Origin of the sequence: Dehalogenimonas sp. 4OHTPN, assembly GCF_040448695.1 — a bacterium.
Classification (GTDB): Bacteria; Chloroflexota; Dehalococcoidia; order Dehalococcoidales; family Dehalococcoidaceae; genus Dehalogenimonas.
In genome coordinates, this window is record NZ_CP159307.1 from 85,258 (window position 1) to 105,247 (window position 19,990).

The 19,990-nt window shown below is 57.7% G+C and carries 16 protein-coding genes and 1 tRNA gene; 6 read left to right on the forward strand and 11 right to left on the reverse strand.

Annotated features, from left to right (window positions below; all coding sequences use genetic code 11):
* Window positions 1–64: 64 nt before the first annotated feature.
* Complete coding sequence (locus ABV300_RS00425) at window positions 65–901, reverse strand: DegV family protein (protein WP_353714616.1); 837 nt, start codon at window positions 899–901, stop codon at window positions 65–67.
* A gap of 138 nt (window positions 902–1,039) precedes the next feature.
* Between ABV300_RS00425 and ABV300_RS00430 the strand changes: the two genes are divergently transcribed.
* From ABV300_RS00430 to ABV300_RS00445, 4 genes are all read left to right on the forward strand, one after another.
* Complete coding sequence (locus ABV300_RS00430) at window positions 1,040–1,744, forward strand: glycerol-3-phosphate acyltransferase (RefSeq protein WP_353714617.1); 705 nt, start codon at window positions 1,040–1,042, stop codon at window positions 1,742–1,744.
* A 152-nt stretch (window positions 1,745–1,896) separates the two neighbouring features.
* Window positions 1,897–3,270, forward strand: coding sequence for a phospholipid carrier-dependent glycosyltransferase (locus ABV300_RS00435; protein ID WP_353714618.1), 1,374 nt, complete (start codon window positions 1,897–1,899; stop codon window positions 3,268–3,270).
* A 48-nt stretch (window positions 3,271–3,318) separates the two neighbouring features.
* Window positions 3,319–3,394 (forward strand) — tRNA-Ala (locus tag ABV300_RS00440).
* Window positions 3,395–3,532: 138 nt separating this feature from the next.
* Window positions 3,533–4,381, forward strand: a complete 849-nt coding sequence (locus ABV300_RS00445; RefSeq protein WP_353714619.1) for a presenilin family intramembrane aspartyl protease — start codon at window positions 3,533–3,535, stop codon at window positions 4,379–4,381.
* Here ABV300_RS00445 and ABV300_RS00450 read toward each other — a convergent pair.
* The 8 genes from ABV300_RS00450 to ABV300_RS00485 all read right to left on the reverse strand — a co-directional run bounded on the left by ABV300_RS00450 (window position 4,378) and on the right by ABV300_RS00485 (window position 11,764).
* Window positions 4,378–5,655, reverse strand: coding sequence for a LemA family protein (locus ABV300_RS00450; RefSeq protein ID WP_353714620.1), 1,278 nt, complete (start codon window positions 5,653–5,655; stop codon window positions 4,378–4,380). The genes ABV300_RS00445 and ABV300_RS00450 overlap by 4 nt on opposite strands.
* Window positions 5,656–6,074: 419 nt before the next feature.
* On the reverse strand, window positions 6,075–6,314 hold the full coding sequence (locus ABV300_RS00455) for a hypothetical protein (RefSeq protein ID WP_353714621.1): 240 nt from the start codon (window positions 6,312–6,314) through the stop codon (window positions 6,075–6,077).
* Between the two features lie 32 nt (window positions 6,315–6,346).
* Window positions 6,347–6,916, reverse strand: a complete 570-nt coding sequence (locus ABV300_RS00460) for a hypothetical protein (protein ID WP_353714622.1) — start codon at window positions 6,914–6,916, stop codon at window positions 6,347–6,349.
* A complete protein-coding gene (locus ABV300_RS00465) occupies window positions 6,913–7,437 on the reverse strand; it encodes a hypothetical protein (protein ID WP_353714623.1) in 525 nt (174 codons plus the stop codon). Before ABV300_RS00465 ends, ABV300_RS00460 begins: the two co-directional genes overlap by 4 nt.
* Entirely contained in the window at window positions 7,434–7,679 is a 246-nt protein-coding gene (locus tag ABV300_RS00470; RefSeq protein WP_353714624.1) for a hypothetical protein, read from the reverse strand. The genes ABV300_RS00465 and ABV300_RS00470 overlap by 4 nt, the downstream gene beginning before the upstream one ends.
* Window positions 7,676–8,155 carry a hypothetical protein gene (locus ABV300_RS00475; protein ID WP_353714625.1) on the reverse strand — a complete coding sequence of 160 codons (480 nt, stop codon included), beginning with the start codon at window positions 8,153–8,155 and terminating at the stop codon, window positions 7,676–7,678. The genes ABV300_RS00470 and ABV300_RS00475 overlap by 4 nt, the downstream gene beginning before the upstream one ends.
* 6 nt (window positions 8,156–8,161) lie before the next feature.
* Window positions 8,162–8,710 carry a sigma-70 family RNA polymerase sigma factor gene (locus ABV300_RS00480; protein ID WP_353714626.1) on the reverse strand — a complete coding sequence of 183 codons (549 nt, stop codon included), beginning with the start codon at window positions 8,708–8,710 and terminating at the stop codon, window positions 8,162–8,164.
* A gap of 186 nt (window positions 8,711–8,896) precedes the next feature.
* Window positions 8,897–11,764, reverse strand: a complete 2,868-nt coding sequence (locus ABV300_RS00485; RefSeq protein WP_353714627.1) for a twin-arginine translocation signal domain-containing protein — start codon at window positions 11,762–11,764, stop codon at window positions 8,897–8,899.
* A gap of 318 nt (window positions 11,765–12,082) precedes the next feature.
* On the opposite strand from ABV300_RS00485, the gene ABV300_RS00490 reads away from it, so the two are divergent.
* The gene (locus ABV300_RS00490; protein ID WP_353714628.1) at window positions 12,083–13,609 is read left to right on the forward strand and encodes a reductive dehalogenase; all 1,527 of its coding nucleotides are present in this window, start codon (window positions 12,083–12,085) and stop codon (window positions 13,607–13,609) included.
* A 212-nt stretch (window positions 13,610–13,821) separates the two neighbouring features.
* The gene (locus ABV300_RS00495; RefSeq protein ID WP_353714629.1) at window positions 13,822–15,990 is read left to right on the forward strand and encodes a radical SAM protein; all 2,169 of its coding nucleotides are present in this window, start codon (window positions 13,822–13,824) and stop codon (window positions 15,988–15,990) included.
* Here the strand turns inward: ABV300_RS00495 and ABV300_RS00500 are convergent, their stop codons facing one another.
* Window positions 15,991–16,704: a hypothetical protein gene (locus ABV300_RS00500; RefSeq protein ID WP_353714630.1), complete on the reverse strand. Its 714-nt coding sequence runs from the start codon at window positions 16,702–16,704 to the stop codon at window positions 15,991–15,993.
* A gap of 3 nt (window positions 16,705–16,707) precedes the next feature.
* A complete protein-coding gene (secA, locus tag ABV300_RS00505; RefSeq protein ID WP_353714631.1) occupies window positions 16,708–19,932 on the reverse strand; it encodes a preprotein translocase subunit SecA in 3,225 nt (1,074 codons plus the stop codon).
* Between the last annotated feature and the right edge of the window lie 58 nt (window positions 19,933–19,990).

The window sequence follows — 19,990 nt, forward strand, 5'->3', positions numbered from 1 at the left end:
TTCGGATCATGACACCTGGTCCCCGAGGTCATTCAAAAGTTGCATCCAGCCGCCTCCGCCCGGATCAAGCGACTCTAGCGACGACAAACAGAGTGCCGGGGCCGGCATGAGCACCCAACGCCGCTCCTAGCCTGGAAATGATAATCTTTTCCCTGGGGAACAAAGCGCCGAGACGATCCGCGAGGCCGCTGGCCTCTTCCGGGGTGGTGGTGTGGACCACCGCTAGATCCTCAAGTTTGCCCAGGCTTCCGGCCCATTCGACTAACCGTTCGAGACCTTTCGCCCGGCTGCGCACCTGCCCGGCCGGATGCATCTCACCGTCTTTGACCGTGAGCACCGGTTTGACTGATAGGATAGAACCGACCAGTGCTTTTGCTTTTCCGATGCGCCCACCCGCGGCAAGGTATTTTAAAGTATCAAAAATACCCAGCAGTCTCACTTGCGAAATCGCCGCGTTGACAGCAGCCGATATCTCCTCGATACTTGCGCCGCTTTTAGCCAAGCGTCCGGCCAGAATGGCCAGCAGTCCCAAACCCATCGAAACCGAGAGGGTATCTACCACTTCAAGCGTTTGATTTCCGCCCAGCATCTGTTTGGCTTGCAGCGCTGAGTCGTAGGTGCCTGACAATTTTTTTGAGATATGGAGCGAGAAAATACCGTCCTTAGCGGGCATTATTTCCTTATAAACGTCCAAAAAATCCTTTGGTGACGGTTGGGAGGTGCTGGGGTGCACCGGGTCGCTCTGGAGTCGTGTGTAAAACTGGTCTTCGGTGATCTCAACCCGGTCTTTAAAGACATCTTCGCCGAAGCGCACATACATCGGCACGATCTTGATACCCAATTCCGAAGCGATGGCTGGCGGCAAGTCGGCGGTGGTATCGGTCACAACTTTGACTGTCATCAGACGGACCCTCCTCAAGATTTCCCGAAACGGCGGCGACCGCAGATATGATAACTTGAATTATCGTTCAAAGTAAAGACTTTAATAACCCTGTTGTAAAAATAATCTCCAATAGTCTTATAATACGCGGGACTCTCGATGATGGCAGGAGTATCAACTATCGCCGGACAGATCGTCGTTATCACCGCCGCCTATTTCATCGGGGCATTCCCCCACCTGCTGCTCCTGGCGCGGGTACACCGGCTGAGCACCGCAGGCGACCTTCATATCGCCCTGTGGCAGAAAGCCGGACCACGTTGGGGTCTCCTGGCTACCAGCATTGATGTGCTGAAGGGCATCATTACTATCGTCATCGCCCGTCATCTGGGTTTCGACGCTGGGACGGTGGTCATCTCGGCATTGGCTGTCACCTGCGGCCAAATGTGGCCGGTCTTCAAAAGATTCGACGGAGAGAAGGGCAACACCACCGGTTTCGGCGCTGCGGTCGCATTGGCTGCTGTGCCGACACTTGTTTCCCTCATTCCTGTGTTTACGGCGATCGGTCTAAAAGCCGCCAGGGCTATTCGGCTTAAAGATATCCCTTCCAACGAGCGTTTTAAAACTGGCGCCGGCCAAAGCGCGACCCTACCGCTCGGCGTCGCCCTGGCTTTCTTGGTCCTGCCTCTGATCGCCGAAGCGCTCGGCGAACCCCCGGAAATCGTCAACGGTTTTGCCGCTCTGTTCGGCCTGATCATGCTGCGGCGCCTTACCGCCGGCCTGTTTCGGGACCTTGCCTCCGGAGCATCCCGATGGAAAATCTTCTGGTACCGCCTGCTGCTTGACCGCCCGGTGATTCACCCGTAAATAGAGCCGGGTTTTTGTTATCCAGATTTCAGACGGTTATAATTTATCGTTCCCTGCCTTGGTTTACTGATTTTCCGCAAGATATAGGAGAACGAACCGACGGGCTATCTATTTACATCGGCCGTCGTTATGTCTAATATTACGTGCCTTTAATGACTAAGTTCTTCAACGTGATCAAACGGTTCGCCGCCTGGAAGCATGCATGGCTGGCCGCGATCCTTATCGGCTCGATGATTCTTCATCTGGGTCTGCTGTGGCACCCCAACGAACTGGTGCTGGACGAGCAATATTATGTCGTTGCCGCTCGTGATTATCTCGTCCAGGGCGACCTCCACCAGCCGGAACATCCCCCCCTGGCAAAGCTGGTGATTACCACGGGCATGCAGATATTTGGCGACAATCCGTTCGGCTGGCGTTTTTTCCCGGCCGTATTCGGCGTAGGCGCCATTTTTTTCTTCTATCTCATTCTGCGGCAATTCCCGCTGTCCCAAACCGCGGTGAATATCGCGGTTAGTCTGTTCGCCTTTGAAAACGCTACTTTCTTAATGGCCAGCGTTGCCATGCTGGATATTTTCAACGTCACTTTCATGCTGGCTGGTTTCTGGGCTTATCTCGCCCGCAAATACCCGCTGGCAGTCCTGTTCCTGCTCCTTTCGGCATTGTGCAAGCTGACGGGTCTATTTCCGGTAATCGCCATCGCTCTCCACTGGCTTGTTTTCCGCAGGGATAAGGTTCTGATCCTGGCTATCTCCGGGCTGGCGGCTTACGCTGGTGCCATCTTGGCGGTACCAGGGCTGGAATATCTTCTCACTGGGGATTGGAGCAACCCCTTTAGCCGCATCAACCATCTGTTTACCGTGCCGGGCACCATTACATTTGAAAACTCCACCCACCCCTCCGCCCTCCACCCATGGCAATGGGTCCTGGGGTATTACATCATGCCGTTCTGGTGGTCGCCTCAATACTTGTCGGCAGTTACGCCAACGGTCTGGGCAATAACCTTGCCGGGATTTGCATGGACCTCCTGGCTGGCATGGCGCCGCCGTGGTGAAACGGCGTTCTTCGCCGCCGCCTGGATTTTCGCCACGCTGGTGGTGTGGATTATCTTGGGGGCGATCACCGACCGCATAACCTATATTTTTTACTTCGTCCCGATTGTTGGCGGTGTCCTTCTGGCATTCGCCCTTTTCTTCGACAATGCCTGGGCATGGGTCCGGGGCACGCCCCGAAAAATCCGCGGGTTGATGCCTGAGGGTGTCGGCATCGGAGACCGTGATCCCATAAAGGAGACCAACACCGAAACCAACGCAATGACACCTGCCGGGGGTCAGACCTCGGGGGATTTTCCTCCGGTACCGCCGGAGGAGTACGTCCACGAGAGCCAACCTCCGAAGCCTGGGTGGTGGACGTTAGTTCGCCGCCGTAGGCTGTTTTTCATCGGCATGGGACTCTTTATAACCATCCACCTGGGTTTTTTCCTCGCCCTTTCACCTTTTACCAACTGGTGGCCAACCAATCCGGGGTGAATCTTGCATCAATCTTGAGCATTATGCTATATTTCAAATCTGTCCCGTGGGGCCGTAGTTCACTTGGGAGAACGTTTGACTGGCAGTCAAAAGGTAGAGGGTTCGATCCCCTCCGGCTCCACCAGTACTTTTTTTCGCTGACTTCACACCCATCTCAAAGCCTGCCCCCGGTGTTGGCTGCCGATGTCACTTCCAACACTTTTTCGACGTTCTTGTCGGATACTCCCCGTATTCTGAACCTTCATGCGCCACGGCGGCCGTCGTGAAACTGAATCCAACGCATTACAGCCTGGCCACTCTGGCCGCCTGCCAGGCGCTGGCTATTGCCGTTTCACTGCGCCAGCAGGTCTTCATCGAAGAAGAGGGTATCGTCCTGCCGAAAATCTCCGCTGGACCGCCGCTGGTATATTTTTTTCTCACCGTCGCTGTTTTGGGGCTGACGCTGGCTTTCCTGCCCCTGCGGTTCCTCAAGTACCTGATCAAGGGCATGTTCCTGCTTCTCTACGCCTGGGGCGTCTTCGTGGTGCTGGGACTTTCCCTGCCGGCGGTGGCGGCAGGAATCATCGCCGCGATGGGAGCGCTGGCCTGGCTCAAATGGCCCCGGTTATGGCTGCACAACCTCCTTCTGGGAATAGCCCTGGCGGGCTATGGTTCGGTCTTCGGTTTCATCCTGTCACCAGGCTCGGTGCTGGTCATCATGGCGGTCATTTCAATCTACGATCTGGTCTCGGTTAAATCCGGGCACATGATGTGGATGGTTAAGAAACTCTCCGGCGTCGCCATCGTGCCAGCTTTCATTTTCCCGCGTAGGGGCACCGATTGGAGCATCGAATTGTCCGACCTCCGGCTGGAAAACGAGGCCGACGAGCGTGTCGTATCCCTGCTTGGCGGCGGCGATGTCGGTTTCGCGCTCATACTCCTGGTTTCGGTGCTGGCCGCGGCGGGGATTGTCCCGGCTTTCCTGACCGCCGGAGCTTTGATGTTGGGGCTGCTTTCGGTTTTTTGGGTACAGCGGGCGTTTTTCAAGGGCGGCCCGACGCCGGCAATGCCGCCGATCACCGCCGCCGCCGGCCTGGGTTACGGCTTGATGCTGCTTACCGGCATCGTTTAGTCGACCAGATTTATCGCGACCGCCGCCCGCTCGAAAGTCTCGGCTTGAAGCAGGGGCAGGGGTTGGAAACCCAGCAGCCGCCCTAAAAGCGCGTCCGGGAAAACCTCCAGCCGCGTCCGGAAAAAGGTGGCGATGGAATTGTAGTAATCCCGGGCCAACGCCAGGCGCTCTTCTGTGTCCGCCAGCGACCGCTGCAGTGACAGGAACTGGCCGTCGGCTTTAAGATCCGGGTATTTTTCGGCAACGGCCAGCAACGCGCCGGATACTCCGCGCGACTCCTCAACTTGGCCGGCGGCTGCCGCCTGACTGCGGAGTTCGGCGGCCAGATGCTGAAGCGAGCTTTCGTGGCGGCGGAAGCCTTCCACGACGGCAACCAGGTTGGGAATCAGGTCAGCCCGGCGCTTGAGTTCCACATCAATCTGGGAAAATCCCTGGCGTACCCGCTGACGCAGGTTGACCAGGCTGTTGTAGGCAGTCCATACCCAGGCTGCCGCAACGGCGCCGAGATAGATCCCAGCCGCGGAGAGAACCGCCGGGGCGTAGGAGGTCAGGCCAGCCTGCTGGAGATATATCGCCACGCCGCCGCCGGCGACGATTATTCCGAGCCCCAGCCAGAGCCAGAAGTAAAGCCGGAACCGGTTCGAGTGGTGTTTCTCCTCATGGGTGGAGATGATGAACATGGAGCCCTTGCGCGCCGCGATCTCCGCGGCTACCGCGTCCTGCCGCTCCCTGGCCTGACCGATGACATAGATGACATCGTGCAGGGGCAGTGCCAGTTCGGTGAAGCGGCGCCGGTGGGTGGAACCGCCAACCGCCTTCTCCGGCCCCTTGCCGTAGTAGAGCGGATCGTCGCGGCGGCAGGTTTTATCGAAGACTTTATCGGCGTGAACCTCCGCGCCCTCCGGCATGACGCGGATAACCCCGGTATCGTCCTTCAGGAAGATGGGCACGTATCTGGTCTCTGAGGCAACCGTCTTCCAGCCGCTCTGGGTCTGGGCGTGCCCTTTGGCGTTCACCGTAGTCCGCTGCCAGTGTTCCTCCACTTTATAGGAGTACCAGACGCAGCGGCTGGCGGCCAGGTAGCTTTCCAGCGGCGTCTCCGACTCCGCGGTGCCTTTGACCTCCGCCAGACCGATAAAGACGCCCCGGGTCTTTGACGTGGGCGTTTCATCTATCAGGCGGCGGCGTCGGTAGAAGTGGAAGGCGCCCAGCAGGCAGCCCAATGCCAGCGCGGCGGCGGCCAGGAGGATGAAGGGCGAGGCGGTTACCGGCATCGGGGGAAAGCCTCAAGGCGTTCAGCGGTTTGGTTTTTGTTTTCCGCAGAATAATATAAATCGACGGAAACGATTCCTTTCTGCCACGTTCGATCCTGCCAGAACCCGCGATCAATGCCCGGATCGGCGGAAAAAAGAATCGAATCCCTGCGCGCGCTGCGGCCGGCAGCCAGCGAGTTCCGGAAAGCCGGCTTCAAGCATGGAAACCGGGAAAACAATTCATGGCCGCCAACCGGGGTCAGGTTGTCTGTCAATAACATGGCAGGTATTATAGCACACCAGTTCACAACAGGTGTCAACCGACTTCTGTCGTATTTGGCGCGATATTTTGTTATGTCAAACTTAAGTAAAAGCCCCCAACCGAACAACGTCAGGGCGTGTACCTTGTCGGTACGAAAACGGCAAACCCGTGTTGCCAATCAACTCCTTCGCAACTGGGCGATGCCGCAAACGATGACGCCTAAACCCAAAGGGAGAACGGCGGCCCCAGCCCAACGAGCAACCTTCAGGGCTTCGGGCTGGAAAACGGCGAGATCCGGTTCTCCATGTAAGCCACCAGGGTAGCTAAACTGCGTTGAGAAAGTCCCGCCGACGGCGATTCCGCCAAACACCAAAATGATAACGCCTAGAATTATCTGTAAAACTGCGAGTTTCTTCATGCCCTATCTCCGTTCGCACCGAAGTAAATGGACTAACACTCACGCTTTGTTTGTCGAATTAGGGGCGCTTGCCTTAGTAGGTTACACAGACCGCTGGCAGCCACAGCAATACCCAGTGCGGCAATCACCCAGGTCACATTTATTGCCGAGTTGACCGCTGAATCTGGAAAACGATACAAAACCTCAAGTGTCCCATCCAGTTGAGGCTTGACGACATCCGCCGGATAAGGAAGCACGGCGATATATAAGCAGAGCCCGCCAACAACCGACCCGACGACAAGCTGCGCGGCGCCGGTTATGCTGGTCCATGCTTTTGACTTGATTCCCGTCGCAGGGGACTGCCGAGCGGTAACAGAGGCGAATAGATTAATAAGACCGAGGACGGCGACAATGACGCCGAGCAAGCTCAAGAGAAGAATAAATAATAAGGCATAGGTGACGGTGGTGTCCCAAAGCCAAGAAACGTGCAACACTGTTCCGCCGGCGGCGGCTACGGTTATGTCCGAGGGGAACCGGTGCTGGTGAACATAAGCGCTGAATACGGCGATAAGAATACCGGCCGCCAGTTGGAGCAAGGCTAAGGAGACAGTCCGAATCTTCATATTTTCGAGCGCCTCAGCCGTATCAAATCCAGGGCTATTAGTGTCAAGATAACCGCCATGCAGATTAAGGCAAATAATTCCAACAAGGCGACGGAATCCCACGGCCACCGTTGCTCGATACTGGCTAAAGCCCAATACGGGCCGGGTAGCGGCACCGGCGGCTCTTCACCGGTATAATAGCTGACTGAAAAAGCCGGCCCGCCGCCGATACGCAGATATTGCCCGCTTTTAGCGACAACTACACCCTCGGCGTCGAGGATTTCAACACGGCTCCCGGCGACGCGGTAGGAATAGTCATGCGGCCATATAAGTAAGTGCGACCTGTCACTACTACTTTCCTTCAAACGTAGTAATCCGTCATCGAGGACAAGTCTGCCGTAGTTGAGCAACAGCAGGCTGGGGCCCGGTTCATGGCGGACAGGAAAATATGATACCGGCAATACAGGAGTCTGTTGAAGGCATGCTGGCAGAAAAGAGAGGCTAAGGATAAGCACCAAGGGAAAAAATTTACAGAGCTTCATCGGCGACCCCTGCGCATCAATAACCAAAGCACCAAAAGCATGGCAGCCACAACCACCACCGAAACAATGACCGGCCCCAATACACTCTTTTCTTCAGGTATTCCACCGAGGGTAATCCGAGGCAGAACGCTCTTGGTACCTTCAGGGGCTTCAGCGAACCCCGGTTCAGGAAACGCCCAAAGCAAGCCCGCAGCGATGATGGAAGTTAAAAGAACGCATTGTACTGAAGATACAGCTTTCATTGCCGGTATCTTTCGGAAGCTCTACTGCGCCGGAGCCGCCATATTACAAAGGCAGCGGCGGCGAAAAGAGCAAATAAAACACCAAACAGCGCAGCAAACAATGCGTTTGAGGTATTTTGCGGAATCACCACAGTCACCGTCGGAATAACGTGTGGTGGGACCGTCCCACTTGTTATTGTCGGCGGGGCGTCGCCGATACCCAAACCGGAGACATAAATGCTAACGCCGGCGCTCAAACCAGCAATCACCAAAAGCAGGACCAGGTAGGTGGCGATGCCTAAAACCGGCCTCCTGGGGTCAAAATGCAGAGCCTCCAGCAGGTCGGAAAACCAGACCGCCAGCCGGGATTTCTTCTCCGGCCGCTGCGAGACGGCCGTCGCTTTTAATACTGCAGCCTGCCAAAAATCCGACGGCGGTACGGCGGAATCCACCTCGGATTTGAAAAAAACCTCGAGTTCGCGTTCGAGCTTAGCCATCCAACATCACCTCAAACCCTCGTAACCCAACTCTTTGCCAAGATGCGCCAGGGCGCGGGAGATGCGGGACTTGATCGTGCCAAGGGGCTGGTTGGTGATACCGGCGATCTCCGGCACGGTCAGGTCCGAGTAAAAACGCAGCACCACCGCCTCCCGCTGCTCCGGCGGCAGCGTGGTAAGGGCGCGCTTGATCAGCTGTCGCCTTTCAGCGGAGATGAGCTGCTGTTCCGGCAAATCCGTCTCGTCCGGGAAGTCGGCGGCGGCTTCGAGCGGGGCGACAGGCACATGTTTCATCCTGAATTGCTGCTTCACTTCATTAACCACGATGCGTATCAGCCAGGGTTTGACCTTTGAAGGGTCGCGGAGGGACGGCAGGCATCTCCAGATCTGAACGAGACCTTCCTGGACGGCATCTTCGGCGGCAGGCCGGTCATGAGTCATCAGATAGGCGACGCCGAAGAGGACGTTTTTATGCCTCTCGACAAGGATGCGGAATGCCTCCGCATCTCCCGCCTGGCAGCGGCGGACTAAGGCCGCTTCTTCCGGCTCATCCAACAGGAGCGCTCCTTTTGAATGATTCTCTAACAATAGGATGCAGGAACGGGCGAAATCGTTCCATTCTTGGACAGCGGATTTTCGTCACCCATTATAATGGCTGCGGGTAACTTGAGTTAATCCTGGCCAAAGGAAGGGCAAAGAGGTCGCACCCCGGCTTGAGAGAACATTGCGCCCTTAAAAACACTAGTAAGTATAAAAGACCGTGGTGCCGCGGATGATCAGCCGAACGAAGGAATGGTACACCTGGCCGCTTACCGCCCTCTCCCTGCTGAACAACGTCAAATGAATCACCCGTTTGACCTCCGGCTGGTTGGTCCGAAGGTTTTTAACATCGTAGAACGGAGATGACCGGGCGACGGCCGCGGGATCGAAGACGAAGCTGAACTTGCCGTTCTTCACCGGGATCACCCCTTGAGAGGTGATGGCGCCGGGCGTGACCGCCGCGAAGTGAACCTCATCCCCGGTACTCTGACCGTTGATGGTTAAAGTGCCGCTCTGGGAAAAAGTCGTCTGTTCTTTGATTACCAGTGAAAGCTCCGGGCTTTGCGGCAAACGCGACCTTTCAATGACGAAGATCTTGCCGCCCTCTGGCGGCATCCCCGGCATATAACCCTTATTGCCCTGCCAGTCAGCTTCAATGGTATAGCGGTAGACGCCGGGGACATCCAGCGTCCAGCGGTCCTTACTGGCAAAAGAACCGCCGGAATCGCCGGTGCCCTGGGCGGTGAAAGCGCGGCCATCAGGATAAGTCAGCTTGAAAGTGACCACCGCCGGCAGCACCGGATCAATTTGGGCAACCGGTACGAAGGCAGCTCCGGTCTCGTAGGTCATCCCCGGGCGAATGCTTACCAGGAATAGCCGCGCTTTAGTCCCGTCGGCGCCAAGCAGTTCCTCGGCGCCGGGGGCGATGACCCGGTTGTTGTTGGATTTGCCCGGCATGACAAAGCTTGATGCCAGATACCCGGCGTAGGCGGGGGGCTGGCCTTTTTGAAATAAGGCCACGCCGCCGATCAGCCGGTAGATGGTGCCGGGCAGGTCGCCATTGCTCGACGCGTTGATCTGCCCGCCGAAGGAGTTGGGGCTTACCGGCCAGTACGGCGCCTTGAGGCCGTCCGAGCCGACGATAAAACGGGACATGAAACCCGGCCGCGGCGCGCCGGCGTAAAAATATGCCCGGTCGGTGATGAATTCCGGGAACAGCTGGGGTGAATAGTTGTTGGAGGTCTTGAAGCTGACGTTGGTAACGCCGATGGTTTGCCAGCGGGCTTCGTAAGCAAGCGGCGCCGCCTTGAAATCATAGGTCAAAACCGGCTCAATCTTGTTAGCCCCCTGCTGTTCCGACCCGATAAGCAGCACATCGCCGCTGTTATAGGGATAGTTGAGGTGCGCCAGGTGATTTTCGCCCGAAGCATCAACATAACCCTCAAATTTGGTTTCGCCGCGGTCTACGTATTTGCCGCCGATGGTCAGCTTTTTACCGTGGGCGACAATGGCAGAATCCGGCGGGTAGACGACGCCGGCATGGCGTACCGAACACAGCCATAAATGCCCGTCCTGGTCTATGTACCTGGTCTTGATGTGGGCAAAATATTCGCCGGGCGAGTCAAGCGCCAGCTGCATGGCGCCCTGCGCCGCGCCGAAGATGCCTGAAGGCGAGGCACGGCCGGAGAAGGTGAGCGTTTTTTTCTTGCCCGGATCTGAATCAGGATACAGGTCCGCCGCCACAAAAACATCTGCCGGCACCGCCGGAGCGAACCCCAGGTCCCGGCCGTATTTTCCGCCGACCTGAAACGCCGCTCCCTGAAAGGTGGCAGTAGCCAGCGTCATTCTTTTAGCGATGGCGAAACGGTAGCTGCCGCCGCCGTCATACCGGTTGCCCCAGATATCTTCCACATAGCCGGTGACGTTGACCGTGTACTCTCCGTAAGCCGGAGGCTTCCAGGCGGTAACGGCCGGGTTGGAGGTGGTAGGCCAACCGCCGCTCAGAGACGTAAAAGGAAACCGGCCGAGGTCATCGGTATGGCCGTCTGGCCCGATAATCTTGACCGAGACCTCGCCCCGGGTGTGGTCCATCGGTATGGCGTTCCTGGCCTCAATGGTCTGGGTGGGAAAACGCGGCTCCAGCGAATACACCGCCTTAGTCTTGTTGTCATCAGAGTACAACGGCAGGATGACATCATCAGGGATGATGTTGCGGGGCGACAGGGCGAATGAGGCTTTGTCCTCCTCGGCGACCACTCCCGAGTAGCCGTTGGAGCCGTAGCCCGAAAGAATGACCCAGGGCAGGCGGGGTTTAATGGTTGAGGCATCGATAAACCTGCCGTCCGGCTGGCGGCCGCTGACTTTGAAGGGACAGGAATAAAAATGAGATTCAGCGGGCATGGCGGAAGCCGCCGGCCGCTGGGCGAAAGCCAGTCCGGCCAGGGAGTAGTTTTTGCCTTTGGCGACAACGCCGAAATCGAGACGCAGCCGGTAGATGCCCGGTGGCACCTCGGCCGGCACGGTCGGGAGCAGCCTGAAAACAATGCGCCGTTCGTCCGAGGCTGTCGGCGGCGCTTCGAGAGGCACGGTCAGAAATTCGTCCAGCGGCGTCTGGTACCGGCCGCCGAAACGTCGGGTGACCGCCCCTTGAACCCCGCCTTCGACGGCGAGACCGGTGGGCGTTACATAGCTGGACATTCGTTCGTGAGACGGGAAGCGGTGTATCCCGTCGGCATCGAAGGCGCGCTCGGCGGTAACGAGCAGGCAAACCTGTTCGACGATAATCTTGGGTGCCAGTTTCTGGATGATTGAATTCGGCAGGTAGAGCGAAACATCCAGGCTGATTTGGGCTCCCGGCTGCCACGACAGCGCGTCCACCGCCACTTCAGCATCCCACTCCCCGGCCGAGGTTGTGCCGTAACCGAAGAAATGGAAAAAGCCATCCTCAGGCTGGTCTACCCCCAGGTTCTGGGTGCAGGACTCCAGGCCGAAGACGGCAACCCCGGCGCCGGTGAGCGCGGCGCTTTTAATGAACCGCCGCCGGGAAAGTCCGCCGTCAAAACGCCCCATAAGCCACCTTCACAATCAACGTTATCATCCTACTCTTGCCGCACCCGAAATTCCAGAGGCGATAGGGACAAATCAAAGCTTGTTTTCGTCCCGTTCCGATACCGGCGCGAAGCCGGGGTATTTTCTGGAGAAGCCCATGAAATTTTCGAAAAAAGCAGAAATTTTGGATTAAATAGTATTAATCTCCGTATTCAATACCCTGATTAATGAAAATAAATCAGCATGGTACTAGTACTTCAGGACGATGAAATGTTATCGGGATAGGGTTATAAGAGGTGAAGGTAGGCTAACAAATCATAACAAGAAGGAGAAAAAGGCGTGTCTATCTTTCACAGCACAGTCAGCCGCAGGGAGTTCATGAAAGGCCTAGGCCTGGTCAGCGCCGGCGTCGGCGGCGCGATGGCCGCAGCCCCGGCGTTCCACGACCTGGACGAACTGATTCAATCCAGCGTGTCATCCCGGAAGCGCGCCTGGTGGGTCAAGGAAGTCGATGAGCCGACGGTCGAAATCGACTGGTCTTTGATGCAGCGCCATTACAACTACAGCACCCAGTCGGCCGCGGTCGTGGCGGCCTATCCCGGCCTGGAAAGGTACAACGCTGAGACAGCGACCGGACCGAGCCCGGCGGACAGGATGAAAAACAATCAGCCCGGCTACCGGTTGCGGGATCAGGCCCTGGCTTCCGCCAACGGCATCGGCAACGGCGCCCTCGGGGATACCAACTCCAATCTCAAATTCGGTCAGAAAACAGTCCAGACTCCGGAAGAGCGCGGCGTACCGAAGTGGACCGGCTCGGCCGAAGAGGCGACATTAATGCTGAGAGCGGCCATGGTCTTCTTCGGTTCAGCCGAAATCGGCACCGCCGCCATTGATGATCACCATCAAAAACTGATCGGCTTGACCGGCGAGAATCCAAGCATTTCATACTACGACAAGCAGCCCCCGACCACGGTCACCAAGCCGATTGTGTTCTCGCAGACCGATTCGAGTTTCAGGTTTGACGATAAAACCAGAATCACGTATCTGCCCAATGTGCCCCTATACAGCGTGACTTATCTGATCCCGCAGGACAGCGAGTTGAACCGGATGCGCCCCGGGACGCTGGGAGGTGTCGCCCAGACCCGCTACCGCCTGCGCGAGGTGCCGCGCGCCTGCACCCAGGGTTTCATCCAGGGCCTGGGCTACCAGAGCATGCTTGACGAACCGTACCGCGCCATTCCTTCCAACGCCGGCGCCGTACTGGGCGGTTTGAGCGAGAACGGCCGCCACTCCATCATGTCCATCAGCCCGGAATTCGGCGCTTTCGGCGGCTACTTCGATCTGCTGACAACGCTGCCACTGGAGCACACCAAGCCGATCGACGCCGGCATGTGGCGGTTCTGCCAGAGCTGCGGCTTATGCGCTGACCTCTGCCCATCCGGTTCGATAGTCAAGAAAGGCGAAGGCGAGCCGACCTGGGAAGTCCGGACGAGCAATGAACCTAAAGCGCATATTCTGCCATGGGAAGGCATACGAACGGCGGGCGAGTTCCATAAGCTCGGCCGCAAGACCTACTGGACCGATATGCCCCAATGCCAGCTCTGGGTAAGGCGGAATATGAACGGGGAAAGATGCAATGTTTGCTGGGGCAACTGCGTCTTCAACGGGGCCAACGGAGCCATGATCCACCAGGTGGTGAAGGCGACGGCTTCCGTCACTCCGATCTTCAACAGCTTCTTCTCTGCGATGCATCCCACGATGGGCTACGGCATGAGGACCGGAGAGGATATCGAGGAATGGTGGCATATGTCCCTGCCGGCCTATGGCTTTGATTCCACCGTCTATGCCAAACACATGGGTTACTAACAATCAGTATCGTTAGGGTCTACGAGGCGGGCTCTCTGAGCCCGCCTCGTGTTTTAACTCTTCGTACCTGTTAGGGTATTCTATAGGGTAATTGTTGTATCGCGCTGGGGGACGAGCATGAATCCGACAGTCAACAGCGGGCATTCCCTGCTGTTACGAACGCCCTCTGTCAATTTCTTAGCCAAAATGTTTTCAACGGTGGGACCCGGCGCGTGAAAGCCCTTCTGGTATTCCCGCCTCAATGGACGCCGTTCCGGCCTTACCTCAGCTTACCGTCCCTTTATGCATACCTGAAAGACAATGGCGTTGACGTCATTCAAAAGGACTTCAATCTTGAAGCCTATGACTTAATGCTTTCGGAAAGTTACCTCTCCGGGATCAGCCAACAGCTGAAAAACCAATTCTCAGGCTGGGAATTAAAGGACCGGCTGGCGCCGGGCACGGAGCAAAAACAGTACAACGACCTGTTCATGGCGAAAACACTGGCGCCGCTGCTGGCGGGAAAAATCGAGGCCGCCAAAAACACCTACCGGGACCCTCAAAAATTCTACGATCCCGAGATCCTGGCCGGTGCCCGGAACACCATCACCCAGGCGCTGCAGGCGGTATCACTGGCCTATTTCCCGACCAACATCGGCCTTTCGTCGTTCGAAATGCCGTCATTTAAGGGATCGTTCCAGGATTTGAAACAGGCGACGCAAAACCGGCTAGAGAATCCTTACATTCAGCTTTGTGAGGAATACCTGCTGCCGTTTGTGCGGGATGAAGCTCCGGAGGTCATCGGCATCACCATATCCGGCGAGAGTCAGCTCATTCCGGCGCTCACCATTGCGCGGCTCCTCAAGGCCGGAAACAAGAAAGCGCATATCGTCGTCGGCGGCTACGTCGTGACCATGCTGGCCGATGTGATCGTCAAATACGCGGAACTTTTTGATATCTTCTTCGACAGCGCGATTATCAACGATGGAGAACAGCCGCTGCTGGAGCTAATCCGATGCGTCGAGAAGGGTGGATCTTTATTCAACGTTCCGAATTTGATTTTCCGCGACGCCGTGGGCATCCATGTCACCGATAAGAAGCCGCCGGAAGACATCAACGCCCTGCCGCCTCCGAGCTTCGACGGACTGGCGCTGGAAAAATACCTCAGCCCGGAGCCGGTGCTGCCGGTATTGTCGTCCCGGGGCTGCTACTGGAGCCGGTGCGCCTTCTGTACCCACAGTCTGGCTTACGGCATGGCGTACCAGGTTCGGGACCCGGTCAAATTCGTCGATGACATAGAGTTATTAGTGAAAAAACACGGGGTCAAGCACATCGCCCTTTCGGATGAGGGGACTTCGCCGAATTCAATCAACCGGATTGCCGATGAGATCTTGAGACGCGGCCTCGATGTGCGTTGTTCCACCAGCATCAGGCCGGAGCGGCAGTTTACCCCGGAGCTGTGCCGGAAAATGGCTGCCGCCGGCTTCCGGGAAGTTTACATAGGCATTGAATCAAGCTGCGACCGGGTCCTCGGCCTCATAAACAAAGGCACCACGACGGCGGTAAATGAAGAGGTGCTGCGCAACATGTGCCAGGCCGGCATCTGGGATCACGTTTATATCATGTTCGGCTTTCCGGGCGAAACCATGGCGGAAGCCCGCCAGACGTTCAGTTTTCTAGCGCAGAACAAAGACATCATCAGGTCGCTGGGAATAAGCAATTTCTCGGTTGGGCGGAACTCCCGGGTGATGAAGAATCCTGGTGACTATGGCGTGACCCTGCCCCGGTCCACCGAAGACACCGACTTCAAATTATACCTGCCGTATCTGGTCTCGGATGGACTGACCGATATACAAGGCTGGGAACTGACAGCGGAATGCCTGGCTACGGTAGCCACCCAACTGGCCGGTGACGCCTTCCTCGAAAAGATAGGCCATCATTACGATAAAGCCTGCATCTTGCCCCAATACCTCTCACATTATGAGAAAACAGACCCGCTGTTGGCGTCGATTTTTAAGATGAAGAAACCGGCCAGAAAAAAGACGCCTAAGAAACTTACCGCCGCTTCAATGCCGGCCCTCAAGCCCGGCGTGGTGATGGAGCGGCTGCATTTTAATCTTCGGGCAGTCTGGGAAAACATCCAAAACAAACGCGCCGAGCCAGTTTATCCGGACGAAAGCTGGTCCCTGTTCGACATCGAGCGCAATCGGTTCAAACGAATTTCAGACAGCGGCGCGGAGATGCTCTCCGGCTGGAACGGCAAACGGCCGATCTCGGCGATCGCCCGTGATCTGGCCAGAAAATACCGGCTGCCGCTGCGTGAAGTCGAACGGGAGTGTTTAGACATGGCGCAATCCCTTGTCGATGAAGGCTACGCCCTCGCCCTTCAAGCCGAAAACTGACTACACCCCCAACAGCTGGTCCAGGCCGGGGCTGCCGGATTTACCGGGAAACTTTTTAAGGCGGGCAAGGGATTTTTTCATATCCGAGGCGACGCGGGCTTTTTCAGCGTGTCTGAGGCGGTACTTGAACAGCCAGTAAGTAAACTCCCGCATCTCAGCGAGTTTGAGCGAGCGCGAAATCCGCTCGCCGCGTTCACGCCGGAACATTTTCAGCAGTTCGGCGCGGGGCTGGTCGTAGATGCGCTTGAAGCTTTCATCGGCGGTATCGAACGACTTGATGACGACAGAGCGTTCGTCCTTGCGGACTTCTTCCTGGACGGCCAGGATCAGAGCTTCTTCCGCGGTGATGCCGTAAAAATAATTGAGCATCTGGCGGTAGCGCGCCTCGCCCAACAAGCCCTTCATTTCTTCGTCGGAGACCTCCACCGGAGCCTTTGAATTGAAAAGGAGGGCAACGCGCTCAGCCTCCGGCACCAGGTCGCGGACGGTCTCGGTCAGGCGCTCAGCCAGCAGCAGGAAGTCAAAAGCCTCGCCGTCGATCAAATAGCGATACAGCCGCCCCTCGAAGCACTCCTCATCCGTCTGCCAGGCGCCGACAGCTTCCAGCAGCGCCAGATACCAGTGGCGTCCTTCCCCGATGGCGGCGCGCAGGCGGCGGACGGACCCGGCATCAGATTCAGCGAGGCCGGCGGTCCGGCAGGCTTCTTCAACCATAGGCTAGGCTCCGCAGCATTTCTTGTATTTTTTACCGCTGCCGCAGGGGCAGGGATCGTTGCGGCCGACCTTGTGACCTTCGGCGTCTTTGGCGGTTGGCGCCGCCGTCCTGGGGGCGGCTATTCCGGCCATGGGCGATGAGACCTCGGCTTTGGGCGAGGCGGGCGCCGCCCCGACGGCAAGAGGAGCGTGATGAGCCTGAACCCGCGGCGGCGCGGCGGCGCCGGGCGGCTGCTTGACCACCTGGACTTTGAAAATGGCATGGACAACGTCATGTTTGATGCCGTCCAGCAGGTCTTCGAAAGCGCGGAAACCTTCGTTCTTATAAGCGTCAACCGCCTTGACCTGCCGTAACGTCTGCCAGCCGGCCTCCAGCCGCAGGTGCTCGACGAAAGTCAGGTGCTCTATCCACAGCGTGTCCATCACCCGGAGCATCAGGTGGCGCTCGATCTGGCGCAGGATGGGCGCGCCGATGTCCTGTTCCTTCTTTTCGTAGATGGCTTCAGCGGCGCACTTCAGGCGTTCGGCCACCTCATCGGATGACAGGCGGGAGATCTCCTCGGCGGTGAAACCCTCCGGCTGAGGCATGAAGGCGGACAGGTCGGCGAGCAGCCCGGCGATGTCCCAGTCCTGATAGTCCAGCCCGGTCAAACGCTCGGCGACAATGCCATCAATGGTCTCCTTGACCATGTCCAGGATGTTAGACTTCAAGTCGGCGCCGGACAGGATTTTCTTGCGTTCGCCGTAGATGATCTCGCGGTGCTTGTTGACCACATCGTCATATTCGACCAGGTTCTTGCGGACGTCGAAGTTATAGCCTTCGACCCGTTTCTGGGCGTTTTCCAGGGAGCGGGAAATTAGCGAGTTCTCTATGGGGGTGTTCTCATCGAAGCCGAAGCGGTCCATCAGCCCGCGCACCATCTCGCCGCCGAAGCGCCTCATGATGTCGTCATCCAGCGAGACGAAGAAGCGCGACGAGCCGGGGTCGCCCTGGCGCCCGGCCCGGCCGCGAAGCTGGTTGTCAATGCGGCGAGCCTCGTGGCGTTCGGTGCCGATGACGTGCAGGCCGCCGGCTTTGACCACCGCCACGTAGCGCTCCAGCCACTCGTTGAAACGCTTGCGTTCTTTGTCGATCACCGTCTGGCAGCGGCCGGTGTCGATATTGCAGACCGTCTTTTTTGGACTATCCGGCAGCTCGCGGGACATATCGGCGACCCAGCCGCCGTAGGCGGCAAGGTAACCCTCGGCGGTGGTTTTAAGCTTCTTTTCAAGTGACTCGATTTCAGCCAGCTTGCCGCTTTTTTCGGCGGTGGAGGCATCGGTCTTGATTTCCTGGATATATTCCAGGCGCGCCGTATTAATCTGGCCCTGAAGGCGGGCGATCTCAGTCTCCGCCCGGGCGATGTCACGTTCGAATTCGGTCAGTTTATCCTTATCCAGGGGCGTTTTCGACAGTTCTTCGGCAAGATGAGCTTTCAGATCAGCCATCGGGTCGTAACCCTCGAGTTTGCCGCCAAGAATGATGTCCACGCCGCGGCCGGCCATGTTGGTGGCTACGGTGACGGCGCCGGGCTTGCCGGCCTCGGCGACGATGGCCGCCTCCCGTTCGTGCTTTTTAGCGTTCAGGACTTCATGAAGTATGCCCTTCTTCCTGAGCATCTCCGAGATAAGATCCGAGTTTTCGATGGAAACGGTGCCCAGGAGTATCGGGCGGCCGGCGGCGCGCATCTCCTCGACCTCTCGGACGACGGCCTTGAACTTGGAGGGCACGTCTTTGTAGATCTGGTCGGTGTTGTCCTGCCTCACCATGGGGCGGTGGGTGGGAATGGCCACCACCTCCAGTTTGTAGATGCGCGAGAACTCCTCGGCCTCGGTCAGGGCGGTGCCGGTCATGCCGGAGAGCTTGTCATACATCCGGAAGTAGTTCTGGATGGTGATTGAGGCGTAGGTTTTGGTCTCCTCGCGGACCTTGAGGCCTTCTTTGGCTTCGATGGCCTGGTGCAGCCCTTCAGAATAGCGCCGGCCGACCATCTTGCGGCCGGTGAATTCATCCACGATGACAATTCCAGGTTGGCCGTCCGGGTCCCGGTCAACCACGTACTGCCGGTCGCGGAGGTAAAACTCCTTGGCCGACAGGGCGTTGCGGAGGTGGCGCATCAGCGAGGAATTCTGGGGGTCGTAGAGGTTCTCCGACTTGAGCAGTCCTTCGCGCTTCAAGAGGCCCTCGACCTTGGTCCAGCCGTCCTCGGTGAGTTCTGCCAGGCGCTCCTTGATCTTGACCTCGTAGTCTTCCGCCGGTTTCAGCCGCAGCACCAGCCTGGCGAAGGACTGATACAGCTTGCCGGCCTCGAAGTCCGGGGCGGAGATGATCAGAGGCGTCCGCGCCTCGTCAATGAGCAGATTGTCCACCTCGTCGACGATAGCGAAGTAGGGGCCGTCCGGCCGCTGCACGCACTGCGACAGGTCGATGACCATATTATCGCGCAGGTAGTCGAAGCCGAACTCGGCCGAGGTGCCGTAGGTGATGTCGGCGGCATACGCCTCCTTGCGGGGCACCGGCCGGTAGTGCCGCCACGGGTCATTGTCCTTGCCGGAGTTGTAGGACGGTTCGAAGAGGCGCGACGGCTGGTGCTCGTCCGGCGTCTGCATGGGGTAGATGGAAGCCACCGATACGCCCAAAGCGTGGTAGACCGGGCCCATCCAGTAGGCGTCGCGGCGGGCCAGGTAATCGTTCTGAGTGATCAGGTGGGCGCCGCGGCCGAGAAGGCTATTCAGGTACAAAGACAGGGTGGCGACGAGAGTCTTGCCTTCGCCGGTCTTCATCTCGGCGATCCGGCCGTCGTGAAGGACGGCGCCGCCCATAAGCTGCACGTCATAATGGCGCAGGCCCAGGGTGCGGCGGGCGGCTTCGCGCACCGCGGCGAAAGCGGCAGGTATGATCTCCTCGAAACAGGAGTTTTCCAGGGTGATGATCTTGTCTTTGAGCTTATTGCGGTCTTCCTGGCCCACGGTGACAGCCAGCTGGGATCGAAGACTGTCGATGTCGCCTTTCAGAGATTCGTATTCAGCGGTGACTTTGGCTTTGAAGCCGGCGGTTTTGGATTTGAGTTCCTCGTCGGTGAGCGCCATGAACTCCGGCTCCAGGGCATTGACCGCCGAAACTAAAGGCTGGAGCTTTTTAATCTCTTTTTCATTGGAATCGACCATTTTGCCGAGCCATTTGAACATCTGAAAAACCTCTTCCAGTCCCCAGCCGGGGCAGACTACAGACTATATAACGCATCAA

Bases quoted from the DNA above. Each gene is read 5' to 3' on its own strand.
- ABV300_RS00435 (WP_353714618.1), top strand. From the start codon at position 1,897: ATGACTAAGTTCTTCAACGTGATCAAACGGTTCGCCGCCTGGAAGCAT.
- ABV300_RS00470 (WP_353714624.1), bottom strand. From the start codon at position 7,679: ATGAAAGCTGTATCTTCAGTACAATGCGTTCTTTTAACTTCCATCATC.
- ABV300_RS00465 (WP_353714623.1), bottom strand. From the start codon at position 7,437: ATGAAGCTCTGTAAATTTTTTCCCTTGGTGCTTATCCTTAGCCTCTCT.
- ABV300_RS00475 (WP_353714625.1), bottom strand. From the start codon at position 8,155: ATGGCTAAGCTCGAACGCGAACTCGAGGTTTTTTTCAAATCCGAGGTG.
- ABV300_RS00460 (WP_353714622.1), bottom strand. From the start codon at position 6,916: ATGAAGATTCGGACTGTCTCCTTAGCCTTGCTCCAACTGGCGGCCGGT.
- ABV300_RS00485 (WP_353714627.1), bottom strand. From the start codon at position 11,764: ATGGGGCGTTTTGACGGCGGACTTTCCCGGCGGCGGTTCATTAAAAGC.
- ABV300_RS00425 (WP_353714616.1), bottom strand. From the start codon at position 901: ATGACAGTCAAAGTTGTGACCGATACCACCGCCGACTTGCCGCCAGCC.
- ABV300_RS00455 (WP_353714621.1), bottom strand. From the start codon at position 6,314: ATGAAGAAACTCGCAGTTTTACAGATAATTCTAGGCGTTATCATTTTG.
- ABV300_RS00450 (WP_353714620.1), bottom strand. From the start codon at position 5,655: ATGCCGGTAACCGCCTCGCCCTTCATCCTCCTGGCCGCCGCCGCGCTG.
- ABV300_RS00500 (WP_353714630.1), bottom strand. From the start codon at position 16,704: ATGGTTGAAGAAGCCTGCCGGACCGCCGGCCTCGCTGAATCTGATGCC.
- secA (WP_353714631.1), bottom strand. From the start codon at position 19,932: ATGTTCAAATGGCTCGGCAAAATGGTCGATTCCAATGAAAAAGAGATT.
- ABV300_RS00430 (WP_353714617.1), top strand. From the start codon at position 1,040: ATGATGGCAGGAGTATCAACTATCGCCGGACAGATCGTCGTTATCACC.